The 15,705-nt window shown below is 66.0% G+C and carries 14 protein-coding genes, 1 tRNA gene and 1 pseudogene; 3 read left to right on the top strand and 13 right to left on the bottom strand.

Features of this window, described 5'->3' with window-relative positions; translation table 11 throughout:
• Positions 1-49 precede the first annotated feature (49 nt).
• Entirely contained in the window at positions 50-1,072 is a 1,023-nt protein-coding gene (locus AC5P5V_RS00490; protein WP_134967736.1) for a FecR family protein, read from the bottom strand.
• Positions 1,069-1,584, bottom strand: coding sequence for an RNA polymerase sigma factor (locus tag AC5P5V_RS00495; RefSeq protein WP_134967737.1), 516 nt, complete (start codon positions 1,582-1,584; stop codon positions 1,069-1,071). The genes AC5P5V_RS00490 and AC5P5V_RS00495 overlap by 4 nt, the downstream gene beginning before the upstream one ends.
• Positions 1,585-1,622: 38 nt before the next feature.
• On the opposite strand from AC5P5V_RS00495, the gene AC5P5V_RS00500 reads away from it, so the two are divergent.
• Together AC5P5V_RS00500 and aceE are read left to right on the top strand one after the other, a co-directional pair.
• Complete coding sequence (locus AC5P5V_RS00500; protein ID WP_134967738.1) at positions 1,623-2,021, top strand: hypothetical protein; 399 nt, start codon at positions 1,623-1,625, stop codon at positions 2,019-2,021.
• A gap of 245 nt (positions 2,022-2,266) precedes the next feature.
• A pseudogene (aceE, locus tag AC5P5V_RS00505) lies at positions 2,267-2,564 on the top strand (pyruvate dehydrogenase (acetyl-transferring), homodimeric type); the annotation flags it as partial.
• A 68-nt stretch (positions 2,565-2,632) separates the two neighbouring features.
• Here aceE and AC5P5V_RS00510 read toward each other — a convergent pair.
• Complete coding sequence (locus AC5P5V_RS00510) at positions 2,633-3,115, bottom strand: hypothetical protein (protein WP_061480151.1); 483 nt, start codon at positions 3,113-3,115, stop codon at positions 2,633-2,635.
• 223 nt (positions 3,116-3,338) lie between these two features.
• Here AC5P5V_RS00510 and AC5P5V_RS00515 point away from each other — a divergent pair, with 223 nt between their 5' ends.
• The gene (locus AC5P5V_RS00515) at positions 3,339-5,669 is read left to right on the top strand and encodes a TonB-dependent receptor (RefSeq protein WP_134967739.1); all 2,331 of its coding nucleotides are present in this window, start codon (positions 3,339-3,341) and stop codon (positions 5,667-5,669) included.
• Between the two features lie 119 nt (positions 5,670-5,788).
• On the opposite strand, the gene AC5P5V_RS00520 is transcribed toward AC5P5V_RS00515, so the two are convergent.
• From AC5P5V_RS00520 to hfq, 10 genes are all read right to left on the bottom strand, one after another.
• Positions 5,789-5,881, bottom strand: a tRNA-Ser gene (locus tag AC5P5V_RS00520).
• Positions 5,882-5,959: 78 nt separating this feature from the next.
• Positions 5,960-6,163: a carbon storage regulator CsrA gene (csrA, locus tag AC5P5V_RS00525; protein WP_004152909.1), complete on the bottom strand. Its 204-nt coding sequence runs from the start codon at positions 6,161-6,163 to the stop codon at positions 5,960-5,962.
• A 147-nt stretch (positions 6,164-6,310) separates the two neighbouring features.
• A complete protein-coding gene (alaS, locus tag AC5P5V_RS00530; protein ID WP_061480153.1) occupies positions 6,311-8,959 on the bottom strand; it encodes an alanine--tRNA ligase in 2,649 nt (882 codons plus the stop codon).
• Positions 8,960-9,068: 109 nt separating this feature from the next.
• Positions 9,069-9,560, bottom strand: a complete 492-nt coding sequence (recX, locus tag AC5P5V_RS00535) for a recombination regulator RecX (protein ID WP_061480154.1) — start codon at positions 9,558-9,560, stop codon at positions 9,069-9,071.
• A gap of 110 nt (positions 9,561-9,670) precedes the next feature.
• Positions 9,671-10,708 carry a recombinase RecA gene (gene recA, locus AC5P5V_RS00540; protein WP_005416046.1) on the bottom strand — a complete coding sequence of 346 codons (1,038 nt, stop codon included), beginning with the start codon at positions 10,706-10,708 and terminating at the stop codon, positions 9,671-9,673.
• Between the two features lie 204 nt (positions 10,709-10,912).
• A complete protein-coding gene (gene lexA, locus AC5P5V_RS00545) occupies positions 10,913-11,548 on the bottom strand; it encodes a transcriptional repressor LexA (protein WP_005416045.1) in 636 nt (211 codons plus the stop codon).
• Between the two features lie 182 nt (positions 11,549-11,730).
• The gene (ubiB, locus tag AC5P5V_RS00550; protein WP_061480168.1) at positions 11,731-13,413 is read right to left on the bottom strand and encodes a 2-polyprenylphenol 6-hydroxylase; all 1,683 of its coding nucleotides are present in this window, start codon (positions 13,411-13,413) and stop codon (positions 11,731-11,733) included.
• Positions 13,414-13,447: 34 nt separating this feature from the next.
• On the bottom strand, positions 13,448-13,942 hold the full coding sequence (locus tag AC5P5V_RS00555) for a CinA family protein (protein WP_134967744.1): 495 nt from the start codon (positions 13,940-13,942) through the stop codon (positions 13,448-13,450).
• Between the two features lie 122 nt (positions 13,943-14,064).
• Entirely contained in the window at positions 14,065-15,375 is a 1,311-nt protein-coding gene (gene hflX, locus AC5P5V_RS00560; RefSeq protein WP_154350533.1) for a ribosome rescue GTPase HflX, read from the bottom strand.
• A 14-nt stretch (positions 15,376-15,389) separates the two neighbouring features.
• Positions 15,390-15,665: an RNA chaperone Hfq gene (hfq, locus tag AC5P5V_RS00565; RefSeq protein WP_004152891.1), complete on the bottom strand. Its 276-nt coding sequence runs from the start codon at positions 15,663-15,665 to the stop codon at positions 15,390-15,392.
• Positions 15,666-15,705: the final 40 nt, after the last annotated feature.

Below are 15,705 nucleotides of genomic sequence, written 5' to 3' on the forward strand. Positions count from 1 at the left end.
GAACACGGATTCGATGAATTTTTTCTGACAGCTCACGACCGCGCGGGCCTCAGCGACTGCCGACCCGCACTGTGTCGGCTTCGCGCCTCACCACGAAGCGTGGGTCGCGTTCGAGGAAGGCCTGCAGCGCACCGATGCGATGCGCATCGAGGCTGCCCGACAACCGTGCCGATGCTGCGCCTTCGTCCAGCACGCGCACCTGCACCTGGTTGTGCCGGTTGAAGGCAGCTGCCACCTCATCGAGCCGCTCATCGAGGAAGGAGACTTTGCGCTGCTGCCAGTCCAGCAGCATCGACAGCGGCATGTCCACTGACTCGACGGCATGGCTTCGCGCGTCGACCTGCACCACCCGGCCCTGCTCCAGCTGGGCCAGGCGGCGGGCACCCGCGCCCTGGCTCCAGACCTCGACCTCGCCGGAGACCACGCCGATGCGGGTGCTCTGCAGCCGTCGCGATACATCGAATACAGTGCCGATATCCCGGATCTCCAGGCCGTTCACTTCCACCTCGAACGGACGGCGGTCGCGGGCGATGTCGAACGTGGCCTCCCCCTGCAGCAGCTCCACCCTTCGACTGAACCAGCTCATGCGTACCCGCAGTCGGCTGTCCGCGTTGAGCCGCACCTGGGTCTGGTCGGGCAGCACCAGGTCGCGGAGTTCACCATGCCCGGCACTGTAGAGCTGCTGGGTGGGCATCATCTGCGAAACCAGGCCCACGCCGAGCAGGGCAACACAGGCCGCGGCAGAGACCGTCCACCAGCGCACGCGACCGCGACGCAGCACGGCGCGGGGCGGCGCGTGCGCACGACCGAACAGCGGCACCACCTTGGCGGCGACCTGCTGCGGTGGCACCAGCGCCGCATCAGCCAACGGCGATTGCAGCGCCTCGCCCACCTGCCGGTGCAACGCGAGCGCGCGCATGTAGGCGCGAACATGCTCGGGCGAGCGCTTCATCCAGTCCAGGAACGCGACACGCCCGGCCTTGTCCAGCACCCCCTCGCGATTGCACAGGAACCAGTGCGCCGCCTCACGTTCGATCGTGTCGTCAGGCCTGCGTGATGGATACCGATTCATGTGAGCTCCCTGGCGCCCAGCGCCTTCCTGCAGGCCTCCAGCCCCTTGCCGATATGCTTGCGCACCATGTGCACCGACACCTGCAGCTGCTGGCTGATTCCCGGGCAGTCCAGCCCGTCGCGGTAGTGCAGCTCCATCACCCGGCGCGTGGTCGCCGGCAACCGCGCGATGGTGCTGCGGATATCGTTCCAGCGCTGCGCACGCTCGAATTCGCCCTCGATGTCTTCTTCGCTTTTCAGCACTTCGGCCAGCAGATCGACGTCTTCCAGCGGCGGTAGCGACGACCGCACGCGGGCGTGCTCGCGTGCCAGGTTGGCCGCCACGGTGAACAGGTAGGCTTCCGGGTTCTCGACCGCGTCGGCATCCTCGCCGGTGCTGCGCAGCAGCCGCAGGTAGACCTCCTGCGCCAGGTCTTCGGCATCCTCGCTGGCCGAACCGCGACGCAGGAAGAAGCCACGCAGCAGCCGGCGCCGCAGTTCGTAGCTCTTCTCCCAGATCCTCACGCTGTTCACGGCCGGCCAACCACCCCGAGGCTGGAAAGCCCAGCAGGGTGACCGCCATCGATGACAGTGGCGTTTCAACGACCGGAAGGCAGCCGCTAGAATGCGGCCCCTGCAATGTCCGGGCAGCCCGCACAAGGAGTGCTCCCATCAACGCACGCACCGCCATCAACACCTTCAGCAGCCTGCTGTTCCTGCTGCTGGTCGCCCACACCACCGCCTACCAGCAGCAGATGTGGCCACCCAGCCGGGTCATCCATGTGCATCCGGTAATCGTCGTCCTCGCCTATGCGCTGGGTGTGCTCACGCTGCTGTTGTGGATCGGCGGTCGTCGTGCGCCGGAACCCGCCCAACGCCTGGCGCGCTGGTTGCCCATCGTCGCCTGGTGCCTGCTGGGCATCGGCGTGGCGATCATCCCGGTGTTCCTGCCGGGGCTGTCCCCGGCCTGATCAGAGGCAGCGCCCAGCGCATCGGCCCCTGATACGGCGCGCGGCACCAACCCTTGCTTGCCAGAGACCCAAGCCCCGCCCGCCTACCGAAGCGCGGGGGGCAGGCCTACGCTTGTCTTCTCGGTGGCCGCCACGGTCGCCCTTCGCGTCACGGCGCCCGCCGTTGCGACCCCGCTCCAGTGCTGTGCACCCTGCCGGTGTTGTCGCCCAGGCAGACGTCCGACCGGCGCCCTCTGGAGACAGCCATGAACCAAGCCCTCATTCCCTTCGATACCGACCCGCTGGAAACACGGGAGTGGCGTGAATCGCTGCAGGCGGTGATGCAGGCCGGTGGCCGGCCACGCGCGCACTACCTGATCGATCAGCTGAGCGGGCTGGACACCCAGCAGCACGACGACCTGCATACCCGCGCATGGACGGCCGGGCGACCTGGCCGTCGAGCGCCGCCTGAACGCGATGATCCGCTGGAACGTGATGGTCATGGTGCTGCGTGCTGGATGCAGGACGCCATGGGCAGGTATGGCATCGACACCGGCAAGCGCGACCGGGCCCCGGTGTAAGGCGGCGGTGTTCACCACGCCCGTTGTGCGGGCGTGGTGAACGCAGGATCGCTACGGCATGCGTTTGAACAGGTTGGTCTGCAGGATCGGCGTCCCGTCGTGAGCGTAGAACGCCTTGGTCTCGGTCATCGTCGCCTGGTCATCGGCCACGGTGTAGATACGGGTGGAGGCCGGCGTACCGTGGTCCACCAGCTGCATCACCAGGGTGTTCGGCGCCGGCAGCTTCAGGTTGGCCTTGTCCGCGCCATAGGTGCCGGACAAAGGGCCCGGCGTACCGTCCAGCGCCAGCGTGCCGTCGGACTTCATGGTATTGCCATCATGCAGGACGATATCCACGTGCGAGCTCCAGCGGCCACCACCGGCGTCCTTGAACTCCAGCACCACACGCTTCGGACGCTGCGCCTCGGGCAGTGCCGAGGTCGCGGTGTCCAGCGACCAGCGCCCCAGCAGCGGCGACGGGGACGCTTCCACCGCCAGTGCCAACCCGGCCGGCAGCGAACACGCACACAACAACACAGCGGACAACAGCTTCATACGTTGCTCCGTTCCAGTGAAGAAGGTGCTGCGTGACGCGTTGTGGGGCGCAGCGCTTCGGATCGTGCACAGCATCGGGGCCCCGCACAAGGCAGGGCGCTGAACGCGCGGCAACCTCGTTCGCGCCTCCCGCGATTCAGGTCTGGCGGCAAGGCCTCATCACGTCCTTGTCGATACAAAGCGTTACGTTATAACATTTCACTCCTATTTCACGAGTCCTGCCATGCGTCGCCACCTGCTTGCTGCCGCCATCCTGCTCGCTGTCCACACCGCCCACGCTGCGGACGCGCCTACCCTTCCCACCCTCCAGGTCCAGGCCTCCCCGCCCTCGCGCGTCGACAGCCGGGTCACCGTCGACAATCCACAGGCACAGAACCGTACCCTCGGAAGCCTGCTCGAACATGTCTCCGGCGTGCAGAGCAGCGCCTTCGGGCCGAACGCGGGCGCCCCGGTCATCCGCAGCCTCAGCGGCAACCGCGTGCAGATCCTGCAGGATGGCCAGTCCATTCTCGGCATGAACGCGATCAGCGGCGACATCAACATTCCGTTCGATCCACTGTTCGTGCGCAGCGTCATCGTCAACAAGTCCTCCGATACCGTGCGCTATGGCGGCAATGCGATCGGCGGCAGCGTGGAGATCGATTCCGGCCTCATCCCGCGCAGCATGGAAGACACGGAGCAGTCGATGGAGCTGGTCCTGCGCCAGGGCTTCAATGCCGCCGACGCGCAGGGCTTCCGCATGAACTTCAACAACCAGCGCAACCTCTCGACCAACCTGCAGGTCTCGCGTCAGCGCATCTCGCACTACGACATCCCGGGCAACAGCAAGGCCGCCGTCTGCAACACCCGCCTGTTCCCGCCGAGCGGCGGCGTCAACTCGGCGCTGGCCGACAGCTGCCAGAAAGAGGCGCGCGTCCAGCAGATCTACAACAAGGCCTCGCAGCCCTACATCGACCAGTTCATGAGCGAAAATCCGGACTGGGCCGATGGTGACTTCTCGTTCTACACCAACCATCCGACCTCGGTCTGGCAGCGCCGCACCTACATCAATCCGGCCAACCCGGCCTACGTGCCCGGCACGCCGTCGTACGTGCAGAAGCAGATCAACAACGATGTCACGCCCGACTACCATCACCGGCTGGGCAACAGCTACGCACGCAACTCGCAGGTGGCCTTCGGCTCGACGCTGTTTTTCGACCGTGGCTACGTGGGTGTCAGCATCGATACCAAGGACAGCGAATACGGCGTGCCGGGATTCTCGATGCAGAACCTGTCGTTCGGTTCGAACGATGCCGATGGCCTGCCGGTGGGCGTGGTGATCAAGCAGGAACGCTACGCGCTGGACGCCCTGCTGCGCGATCCGCTGCCGTGGTTCGAGCGCGCGGAGCTGCGAGTTTCCAGGCTGGACAACACGTCGGGCGAGCGCCTCGGTGCATCCAAGGCCAATGACTACGACTTCGAAAGCTCCCAGGCCGAGCTGCTTCTGAGCCATCAGCGCGTCGGTCCGCTCAGCGGCCTGCTCGGCTTCAGCCACCAGTCGCGCCAGGTCACCGGCAGCGGTTCACTGCGCTACCTGCCCGACGTCGACACCCGCAGCAACGCGGTGTTCCTGAAGGAGACGCTGGACTTCGGCTGGGCCAGTTTCGATGCAGGCGTGCGCCACGAGCGCGTTGACCATGACCTGCAACCAAGCCGCTTCAAGACAGCGCGCAATGCCGCCAACACGAAATTGCAGGACCGCGACTACCGGCTCAACAGCTACACCCTCGGATCGTATGTCGAGCTCGGCCCCTTGTTCGCCGCCAAGGTGCGCTACGCATCCTCGCAGCGCGCACCGGAGATCAACGAGCTGTATGCCAGCAACGCACACTATTCGGTGATGACCCAGGAAGAAGGCAACCAGAACCTCAAGCCTGAGCGCGCGAAGAACCTGGAGCTGACCGGCCTGTTCCACATCGGCGGTTTCGAGCTGTCGGCCACCGCTTACCGGATGAAGTACGAGAACTATCTCTACCTCGGCCATTCCGGCCTGCAGACCGCCAACCGTCTGCCGCTCAAGTACTGGAAGCAGACCGACACCACGGTGAAGGGTTTCGAGATCGACGCATCTCAGGTGCTGGACCTGGGCCGGTATGGCACGTTGAACATCTCTGCCTTCGCCGATCTGGTGAAGAACAAGGCCGACCACCCCGATCCGCTGCGCGCCCACAACGATGGCGAGTACCTCCCGAACATGCCGACCAACCGCTACGGTGCCAACCTGCAATGGCAGCGCGAAGGCTGGAAGGCGCAGCTGTCGAGCACCTGCTACGACACGCAGAAGTACCTCGGCCGCAACGTCAGCGAGGAAATCCCGCTGGACGCGTTCAACCTGGTTGATCTGCAGGTCAGCCGCGAACTGCCGGTGCGCAGCAGCTACATCGCCGGCATGGAAGTGTTCGTCAACGGCAGCAACCTGCTCAATGAGGAAGCGCGTCCACACAACTCGCCGCTGAAGTACATCGCGCCGCTGCCGGGGCGGGGCTTCCAGGTGGGTGTGACGGTAAAGCTCTGAGGAGAGCCTGATTCGGTCGCCATCAGCGATCAATGATCGCTGGATGGCACGCCTGGACCCTGCACCCGCGCAAAGAAAAACGCCTGCAGATCGAGGATCTGCAGGCGCTTCTTTGTATCTGGCGGAGTGAGAGGGATTCGAACCCTCGATAGAGCTTTTGACCCTATACTCCCTTAGCAGGGGAGCCCCTTCGGCCACTCGGGCATCACTCCGGGGTTTTCTCCGCGTCTGGTGCGTCGCACCTCAGCGGGGCGTGAATCATAACGTTAATCGAGTGCGAAGGTAAAGCGTTATTCGGCAGAATTTTCGCTACCGGTGCCACCGGCTTCATCACCACGCTGGATGCGCTGATAGATCTCTTCGCGATGCACAGCGACGTCCTTCGGCGCAGTGATGCCGATACGCACCTGGTTACCCTTGACGCCAAGCACGGTGACGCTCACCGAGTCTCCGATCATCAGGGTTTCGCCGACGCGGCGAGTCAGGATCAACATTTTTGTAAGTCTCCATGGAACCGTGTGGAAGGGTATCCCCCACCGGCTTGACGCTCCGTCAAGAAGCGCTACCACGACAAAGGGAAAAGATTCGCAATGGTACCGTCAGCCGTCCCGCTCCTACAAGGAGGGGGACGGCCAGGTTCATCACAGGCGGGGGCTGACCCATTCGACGACTGCAGCCAGCGCAGTGGCAAGGGCGGGCCCGTCCTCGCCACCACCCTGGGCGAGGTCCGGGCGTCCGCCGCCCTTGCCCCCGATCTGACCGGCGATATGGGACAACAGTTCCCCGGCCTTGACCTTGCCCATTGCGCTGCCGTTCACGCCTGCGACCAGGGCCGCCTTGCCGTCCTGGGCGCCGGCCAGCACGATCACCGCGTCGCCCAGCTGCTGCTTGAGGCGATCCATGGCGTCACGCAGGGCCTTGGCGTCGAAGCCCTCCAGGCGGGCAGCCAGCACCTTCACGCCAGCGACCTCGACGGCCTGGCCGGACAGGTCGGCCGTGGCACCCGCAGCAACCTTGGCCTTCACGGCCTCCAGTTCGCGCTCCAGCTGCTTCTGGCGCTGGCCGAGGGCACGGATCTTCTCGACCACGTCGGCGGCGCTGCCGCCGAGCAGCTCAGCGGCCTCGGCCAGGCGGGCCTCTTCGGCGTCCACGTAGTCCAGCGCGCCCTGGCCGGTCACGGCCTCAATGCGGCGCACGCCCGCGGAGACGCCGCCCTCGGAGGTGATCTTGAACAGGCCGATGTCGCCGGTACGGTTGACGTGGGTACCACCGCACAGCTCGGTGGAGTAGTCACCCATCTTCAGCACGCGCACGTGCTCGCCGTACTTCTCGCCGAACAGGGCCATCGCGCCGAAGTCCAGCGCTTCCTGCATGCCCATGGTGTGCACTTCGGCGGCGTTGTTGGCGCGCACCTGCTGGTTGACCTTGCGCTCGATCACCGCCAGTTCGTCGGCACTGATCGGCTGGAAGTGCGAGAAGTCGAAACGCAGGCGGTCCGGGGCGACCAGCGAGCCCTTCTGCTGCACGTGGGTGCCCAGCACTTCGCGCAGGGCGGCGTGCAGCAGGTGGGTGGCCGAATGGTTGAGGATGGTGGCGCCGCGGCGCTCGCCATCGACCTGGCCGGAGAGCACGTCGCCGACCTTCAGGCCGCCGCCGGACAGGGTGCCGACATGGCCATGGAACTGGCCGGCGAACTTCTGGGTGTCTTCCACGACCATGCGCACGCCGTTGCCGGTCAGCACGCCGGTGTCGCCGACCTGGCCGCCGGACTCGGCGTAGAACGGGGTCTGGTTGGTGATGACGATGACTGCGTCACCCGCATCGGCCGACTGCACCGGACGACCGTCCTTGAGCAGGGCCAGCACGCTCAGGCCGTCGGCCTGCAGGCGGTCGTAGCCCAGGAACCGGGTCGGGCTGAGGGTCGCCACCAGCTCGGCTGGCAGGGTCACGCCGCCACCGAACTTGCCGGCCGCGCGCGCGGTCTCGCGCTGCTGCTCCATCGCGGCATCGAAGCCGGCGATGTCGACGGTCAGGTCGCGCTCGCGGGCGATGTCCTGGGTCAGGTCGAGCGGGAAGCCATAGGTGTCATACAGGCGGAAGGCGTCAACGCCCGGGATCACGCCATTGCTGGCCTTGCCGGCCACGTCTTCGAAGATCTTCATGCCGGCATCGAGGGTTTCGGCGAAACGCTCTTCCTCGGCCTGCAGCGCACGGATGACGGTGTCCACCGCCGCCGGCAGTTCCGGATAGGCCTCGCCCATCTGCTCGACCAGCGTCGGCACCAGCTTGCTGAAGAACGGCTGGCGCACGCCCAGCATCCAGCCGTGGCGCAGGGCGCGGCGGATGATACGGCGCAGCACGTAACCCCGGCCTTCGTTGGACGGCAGCACGCCGTCGACGATCAGGAACGAGCAGGCGCGGATGTGGTCGGCAATCACGCGCAGCGACTTGTTCTCCAGGTCGGCGGTGCCGGTCAGCTCGGAGGCCTTGCGGATCAGCGCCTGGAACAGGTCGATCTCGTAGTTGGTGTGCACGTGCTGCAGGATCGCAGCCAGGCGCTCCAGGCCCATGCCGGTATCCACGCACGGCGCCGGCAGCGGCACCAGGGTGCCGTCGGGCTGGCGGTCGAACTGCATGAACACCAGGTTCCAGATTTCGATGAAGCGGTCGCCGTCTTCATCCGGCGAACCCGGGGGGCCGCCGGCGATATGGTCGCCGTGGTCGTAGAAGATCTCGGTGCACGGACCACACGGACCGGTGTCGGCCATCTGCCAGAAGTTGTCCGAAGCGAACGGCGCACCCTTGTTGTCGCCGATGCGCACGATGCGCTCTTCCGGCACGCCGACCATGTCGCGCCACAGCGCATAGGCTTCGTCATCGGTCTGGTAGACGGTGACCAGCAGGCGTTCGGCCGGCAGCTTCCAGACCTGGGTCAGCAGTTCCCAGGCCCAGGCGATCGCGTCCTTCTTGAAGTAGTCGCCGAACGACCAGTTGCCCAGCATTTCGAAGAAGGTGTGGTGGCGTGCGGTGTAGCCGACCTGGTCGAGATCGTTGTGCTTGCCGCCCGCGCGCAGGCAGCGCTGCACGTCGGCCGCGCGCACGTAGCTACGCTTCTCCGCGCCGAGGAACACGTCCTTGAACTGCACCATGCCGGAGTTGGTGAACAGCAGGGTCGGATCATTGCCCGGCACCAGCGGCGCCGAGGGCACGATGGTGTGGCCTTTGCCCTTGAAGAATTCAAGGAAGTCGCTGCGGATCTGGGATGTCGTGAATTTGGCGGATGCGTTCATTGGGGGCTGGCAGTCTGCGGGCCGGCGGACCCGGACCACCGGCCGTGTTGGCCAGAGTCGCGAGGGACCGCCGAAAACCTAAAGGGTATCAGGCCCGGCGCCGCCAGTCTCAGTCGTCCGGGTCGTAGCGGGTCGCACGGCGGATGCTGTCGCCGTCGAAGCCCCGTCGGGCCAGCAGATCGGCGGCCTTGCGCCGCTGCGTCAGGTCCTGCGGACCGGCCTCGCCAAAGCGTCGGCGGACCAGATCACGGGCGTTCTCCTGCCAGTCGCCTTCGTAGCTGTCCATCGCTGCAGCAATCGCGGCACTGTCCAGGCCGTGGGTCCCCAGCTCGGCGCGGACATGGATCGGCCCATAACCGGTGTTGGCGCGCATCCTCACCAGGTTCTCGGCAAAACGGGTGTCGTCCTGCCAGCCCGCCTCGGTCAGCTTGGCGACAGCGGCCTGCGCGGCTTCGTCTTCGATGCCACGGGCGGTCAGCTTGCGGGTGAGTTCCTTGCGCGAGTGCTCGCGGCGGACCAGCAGGCCCAGCGCCCGTTGGACGGGAGTCTGCTCACGCTGCCGGCGCTTGCGGCCGGTGGGAATGTCTTCGGCGTCGGACATCGGTGCTCCAAGGGTGGCGCCGTCCTTGGCGCCCTGCCCATCCCTGGGCGATTCGAACCTGCGGGACAGGGCGACGTCACTGACGGCGCCGCCCTGCCCCACAGCAAGCCTTACTCGTCGTCGCCTTCGTCGTCGCCTTCCTCGCGGGCCGCTTCGGCCGGCTGGAATTTCTCACGCAGCTCGGCCTCGAGCTTGGCGGCGACGGTCGGGTTGTCGCGCAGGTAGCCGCGGGCATTGTCCTTGCCCTGGCCAATGCGTTCTTCACCGTAGCTGTACCAGGCGCCGGCCTTCTCGACCAGCTTGGCATCCACGCCCATGTCGATCAGTTCGCCCTCGCGGCTGATGCCTTCGCCGTACAGGATCTCGGTGATGACCTGCTTGAACGGAGGCGCCAGCTTGTTCTTGACGACCTTGATCTTGGTCTGGTTGCCGATGATCTCATCGCCCTTCTTGATCGCACCGATACGGCGGATGTCCAGGCGGACCGAGGCATAGAACTTCAGCGCGTTGCCACCGGTGGTGGTTTCCGGGCTCTGGCCCGGCATCATCACGCCGATCTTCATGCGCAGCTGGTTGATGAAGATCACCAGGGTGTTGGAACGCTTGATGTTGCCGGTCAGCTTGCGCAGCGCCTGGCTCATCAGGCGGGCCTGCAGGCCCGGCAGCTGGTCACCCATTTCGCCTTCGATTTCGGCCTTCGGGGTCAGCGCGGCGACCGAGTCGACCACCAGGATGTCAACCGAGCCCGAACGGACCAGCATGTCGGCGATTTCCAGCGCCTGCTCACCGGTGTCCGGCTGCGACAGCAGCAGGTCGTCCACGTTCACGCCCAGCTTCGCGGCGTAGATCGGGTCAAGCGCGTGCTCGGCGTCGATGAAGGCCGCGGTACCGCCCATCTTCTGGCATTCGGCGATGGCCTGCAGGGTCAGGGTAGTCTTGCCCGAGGATTCCGGGCCGTAGATCTCAACGACACGGCCCTTCGGCAGACCGCCAATGCCCAGTGCGATGTCGAGCATCAGCGAACCGGTCGGGATGGCTTCGACGGGCTCGACCACGCGGTCGCCCATGCGCATCACCGAGCCCTTGCCGAACTGCTTCTCGATCTGGCCCAGAGCAGCAGCCAAGGCGCGCTTCTTGTTCTCGTCCATCGTATTGGTCCTTGCAGAGGTCATGTCGTTGGGGGTGCTGTCTTTGGGGGTCTTCTTTGCCATGGGTTCACTTTAAGTCGGACGTATCGCACAGGCTGAGATTCTGCCCGGCGCTCTGAAAAGAATTATCGGACATCCGTACCAACCTCAGTGGAACCAGAGAATCGCCACAAAAGACCGCGGGGTAATGCACTATGGAGCGGGTCAACGATTGGGCCGAAGCAGGCCGCAATAGAGGCCTTCGATCGCAAAATCCTGGTCCGGCAGCACCTCGATCGGCTTGTAATCGGGATTGCGTGGCAGCAGGCGGATGCGGTCCTTGGCGATCTTCAGCAGCTTGACGGTGATCTCGTCATCGATGCGGGCCACCACGATCTGCCCGGAACGGGCGTCGCGAGTGCGGTGTACGCCGATCAGGTCGCCGTCGAAGATGCCCTCGTCGATCATCGAGTCGCCCTGCACTTTCAGCAGGTAGTCCGGCGCCGGCGAGAAGAACACCCGGTCCAGCACCACGAAATCGTCGGAGCCGATGTCGGCACCGATCGGCAGGCCGGCAGCGACCCGGCCCAGCACCGGCAAGCGCAGCACGCTGTCCGGAAGGCCCGGCTCGGCGAGCTTTTCGACCGGCGGTGCCTGCACCAGACGGATGCCGCGAGCCTGGCCCGGGATGCGACGGATCGCACCGGCCTGCTCCAGGGCTTCCAGGTGGTACTGGGCCGCGCGCACGCCCTTGAAGCCGAACGCACGTGCGATTTCAGTCTGCGACGGCGGTGCGCCTTCGCTCTCGATACGCTCGGCGATCAACTGCAGGATCGCCTGCTGGGTGTCGGTCAGGTCCATGGTTAGTAGTATTACTACTAATGCGCACAACTGCAAGTGCCGGGTCTGTAGTGCCGAGCCATGCTCGGCAGTTGGGCCAATGGCCGGGCGGCAAAGGCAAAAAGCAGCCGACCAGCGATTGGCCCTACAGGAATCGCGCAGCGATTCCGCGGTTCCAGTGGGGAACCGCTGCGGCAAGCACACTATGTGTGCTTGCCGCTCCTCCATATCGAGTACAGGATCCACACGCCACAGAAGCCGGCGCCGATGAACCCGCACACCCCCAGCGCCAGCAGCCAGCGACTGGAGACCCCGCCAACGCTGTGCATGACGATCGAGGACCCGATGATCAGCGCGGCGGTGACGATACCCATCACCAGCCGGTTCGCTGCCCGATTCACCTGTTCGCCGAAGCCCTGCAGCGCGGTGGTTTCCACCTTCAGCTGGAGGCGGCCGCGGCGTGCGGCCTGGACCAGCTTGCGCAGGTCGCGCGGCAATTCCCCGGCGAAGTCGACCAGGCCCAGCAGGCTGCGTCGGCCACGCTTGAGCAGCGCCCTGGGCGCATAGCGCTGCAGCACCACCCGTTCAAGGAACGGGCGCGCGGCACTGGCCATGTCGAAATCCGGGTCCAGCTGGCGACCCATGCCTTCCAGGGTCAGGAACGCCTTGATCATCAGCGCCAGATCGGCCGGCAGGGTCAGGCTGTAGCTGCGCAGCAGCTGGGTAATGTCACCCAGCATCAGGCCGATGCGCAGGTCCTTCAGCGGCACGCCGCGATACTGGTCGACGAACTGGCTGATGTCGTGCTGCAGGCGGTTCTCGTCCACTTCCACGCCGCCGGCCCAGTCCAGCAGCACATCGGCCACGCCCTGCGGGTCCTGCTCGACCAGCCCGTGCAGCAGCTGCGCGACCTGGAAGCGGCGCACTTCAGACAGCGCGCCGACCATGCCGAAGTCAATCACGCCGATGCGGCCGTCACGCAGGTAGAGGATGTTGCCGGGGTGCGGGTCGGCGTGGAAGCAGCCGTCCTCCAGCACCATCTTGAGCACGATGCCGGCACCGCGCCGAGCCAGTTCGCGCCGGTCCAGGCCCGCCGCATCGACGCCGGCCAGGTCACGCCCGGGAATGCCGTCGACGAAGTCCTGGACGTTCAGGCTTTCGCAGGTCCACTGCCAGTGCACGCTGGGGATCAGGATGTCGTCACGACCACTGAAGTTGCGCGCGATGCGCTCGGCGTTGCGGCATTCGGCGGCGAAATCCAGCTCGCGGCGCAGCGACACGGTGAACTGCTGCACGACCTCGGCTGGACGATAGCGGCGCAGGTCCGGCAGCCGCGCCTCGACGATTTCGGCCAGGCGCGCCAGCAACCGCAGGTCGGCCTCGACCACGTCGCGGATACCGGGGCGCCGCACCTTCAGCACCACCTCGCGGCCGTCATGCAGGCGCGCGCGATGGGCCTGCGCCAGCGAGGCGGCGGCCATCGGGATTTCATCGAGGAAGGCGAACACGTCTGCAGGCGAGGCGCCCAGGTCGGCCTCCAGCTGCTCGCGGATATCGGCATACGGCAGCGCGGGTACCGCGTTCTGCAGCTCGGACAGTTCAGCGATCCATTCCGGCGGCAGCAGGTCGACGCGCGTCGCCAGCACCTGCCCGAGCTTGACGAAGGTCGGGCCGAGATCCTGCATCGCGCTGCGTACGCGCACCGGCGCGGTCATCCGCAGCAGTTCCTGGCGATCCTCGTTCCAGTGCAACAGGCGCCCTGCGCGCTCCAGCGTGGTGGCCAGGCCGATGCGCCGCACCACGTCACCGAAGCCATAGCGGATCAGGACGACCGCAATTTCCTGCAGTCGGCCCAGGTCACGGACCGTGCCCAGCGTTTCCCACATCATGCGTGCTCCGGACGATTACCGGAGCAGCATGTCACAGCTGGGCGTCGATGCCGCGCAATGCCGCCGCTACGGTTTGCCGGCGGATGGCTTCGCGGTCGCCCTCGAACTGGAACAGCTCGGCGCGGGCGTAGCCGCCGCGCCGCTTCCAGCCGATCCAGACGCTGCCGACCGGCTTGCCAGGGCTGCCACCGCCCGGTCCGGCAATGCCGGTCACCGCCACCGCGATGCCGGCACCGGAATTGACCAGCGCACCCGACACCATCTCCAGCACGGTTTCGCGGCTGACCGCACCGTACTGCTCCAGGGTCTGCGCCCTCACGCCCAACAGCCGCTGCTTGGCTCCGTAGCTGTAGACCACCATGCCGCAGTCGAAGAATGCCGACGAACCTGCGATGTCGGTCATGCACTTTGCAATCCAGCCACCACTGCAGCTTTCAGCGGTCACCAGCTGCAGCGAGGCCTGCTGCAGGCGCTGCCCAAGCGCGGCGGACTGGATATTGAGTTCAGCGTCGGTGGGGATGGACATCGGCATGACGGTGGGGTGAAGAACCTGCACGTTGTACCGCAGATGACAGCCAGATGTCGCGCCCCTCCGGCACGGTCGCGTTGCCGGCCAGCGGCCGGCACTACCGGGCATCGGCCGCTACCTCACCACTCCGGCAGTTTCTCCGGCAGCAGCGCCCGGATCGGCGCGCCGTCGGCACTGGCGGCAAGCTTTTCAGCTTCGGCGATCGGCAGGTCGACCTGCAACAGCCAACCGTCTTCATCAGCCTGCTCGCTGCGGATCACTTCCAGCTGGTGCAGGCGCGCGCGCAGGCGGCCGGCATCCGGCGGCAGGCGCAGTTCGCCGGAGACATGCTGCAGGCCCAGGCGCTTGCCCAGCACCGCCTGCAGCAGCTCCAGCCCCCGCCCGTCACGCGCGGAAATCCAGACCCGCTCACGACGCGACTCATCCGGGATACCGTCCTGGCCATCGTGGCGCACGTCGGCGCCGTCGATGCGGTCGATCTTGTTGAACACCAGCAATTGCGGCAGGTCACCGGCACCGACTGCGGTCAGCACCTCGTCAACCTGGGCGATGCGCTCCTCGCGGTGCGGATCGGCAGCGTCGACCACATGCAGCAGGAAGTCGGCCTCGCGCGCCTCGGACAGGGTCGAGCGGAACGCCGCGACCAGATCATGCGGCAGATCGCGGACGAAGCCGACGGTATCGGCCAGCACGACGTTGCCCCCCGGCACCGCGATGCGGCGCACGGTCGGATCCAGCGTTGCGAACAGCTGGTCGGCGGCATAGGCCTCAGCGCCGGTCATGGCGTTGAACAGAGTCGACTTGCCGGCGTTGGTGTAGCCCACCAGGGCCACGCGCGGCAGCTCGCTGCGCACACGCGCACGGCGCATCTGGGTGCGCTGCACTTCGACCTTTTCCAGGCGCTTCTGCAGCTGCTCCACCCGCTTCTGCAGCAGGCGGCGGTCGGTTTCCAGCTGGGTTTCACCCGGGCCGCGCAGGCCGATCGAACCGCCGCGCTGGCGCTCCAGATGGGTCCAGCCGCGCACCAGCCGCGTAGCCAGGTGGCGCAGCTGTGCCAGTTCGACCTGCAGCTTGCCTTCGTGGCTGTGCGCACGCTGGGCGAAGATGTCCAGGATCAGGCCGGTGCGGTCGATCACCCGGCGCTCGAGGAAACGTTCCAGGTTGCGCTCCTGGCCCGGGCTCAATGCATGGTTGACCAGGATCAGGTCGGCCCCGCTGGCGTCGGCCGCAGCCTTGATCTCGTCCAGCTTGCCGCTGCCGATCAGGGTTGACGGATTCGGACGGTCCAGGCGCGCAGTGATCGTCGCGGCGATGCTGGCCCCGGCCGAGCGGGCCAGATCACCGAATTCTTCGAGCACATCGTCTTCCAGCTTGCCGAAATGGGGCTGGATCAACAGGGCGTGTTCACCCTTTTTCGAGCGGTCAAACATTCACCGCTCCGGTATTACTCGTCTGCTTCATCACCTGCCTGACCACCTTCACCCGACTGCACGTACCCACCGCCCGGACCGACCTTTACGTTGCGTGCCGGAACGACGGTGGAAATGGCATGCTTGTAGACCATCTGACTGACCGTGTTGCGCAGCAGGACCACGAACTGGTCGAACGACTCGATCGTGCCCTGCAGCTTGATGCCGTTCACCAGGTACACCGAAACCGGCACGCGTTCGCGCCGCAGTGCGTTCAAGAAAGGATCCTGCAGCGATTGCCCCTTGGACATTGCACACTCCTGATTATTGTTCTTATTGGGTTGCCGACGG

Source organism: Stenotrophomonas sp. YJH_SMC_130, from assembly GCF_059369035.1.

Bases quoted from the DNA above. Each gene is read 5' to 3' on its own strand.
- AC5P5V_RS00490 (WP_134967736.1), bottom strand. From the start codon at position 1,072: ATGAATCGGTATCCATCACGCAGGCCTGACGACACGATCGAACGTGAG.
- AC5P5V_RS00510 (WP_061480151.1), bottom strand. From the start codon at position 3,115: ATGAAGCTGTTGTCCGCTGTGTTGTTGTGTGCGTGTTCGCTGCCGGCC.
- AC5P5V_RS00515 (WP_134967739.1), top strand. From the start codon at position 3,339: ATGCGTCGCCACCTGCTTGCTGCCGCCATCCTGCTCGCTGTCCACACC.
- csrA (WP_004152909.1), bottom strand. From the start codon at position 6,163: ATGTTGATCCTGACTCGCCGCGTCGGCGAAACCCTGATGATCGGAGAC.
- alaS (WP_061480153.1), bottom strand. From the start codon at position 8,959: ATGAACGCATCCGCCAAATTCACGACATCCCAGATCCGCAGCGACTTC.
- recX (WP_061480154.1), bottom strand. From the start codon at position 9,560: ATGTCCGACGCCGAAGACATTCCCACCGGCCGCAAGCGCCGGCAGCGT.
- recA (WP_005416046.1), bottom strand. From the start codon at position 10,708: ATGGACGAGAACAAGAAGCGCGCCTTGGCTGCTGCTCTGGGCCAGATC.
- lexA (WP_005416045.1), bottom strand. From the start codon at position 11,548: ATGGACCTGACCGACACCCAGCAGGCGATCCTGCAGTTGATCGCCGAG.
- ubiB (WP_061480168.1), bottom strand. From the start codon at position 13,413: ATGTGGGAAACGCTGGGCACGGTCCGTGACCTGGGCCGACTGCAGGAA.
- AC5P5V_RS00555 (WP_134967744.1), bottom strand. From the start codon at position 13,942: ATGTCCATCCCCACCGACGCTGAACTCAATATCCAGTCCGCCGCGCTT.
- hflX (WP_154350533.1), bottom strand. From the start codon at position 15,375: ATGTTTGACCGCTCGAAAAAGGGTGAACACGCCCTGTTGATCCAGCCC.
- hfq (WP_004152891.1), bottom strand. From the start codon at position 15,665: ATGTCCAAGGGGCAATCGCTGCAGGATCCTTTCTTGAACGCACTGCGG.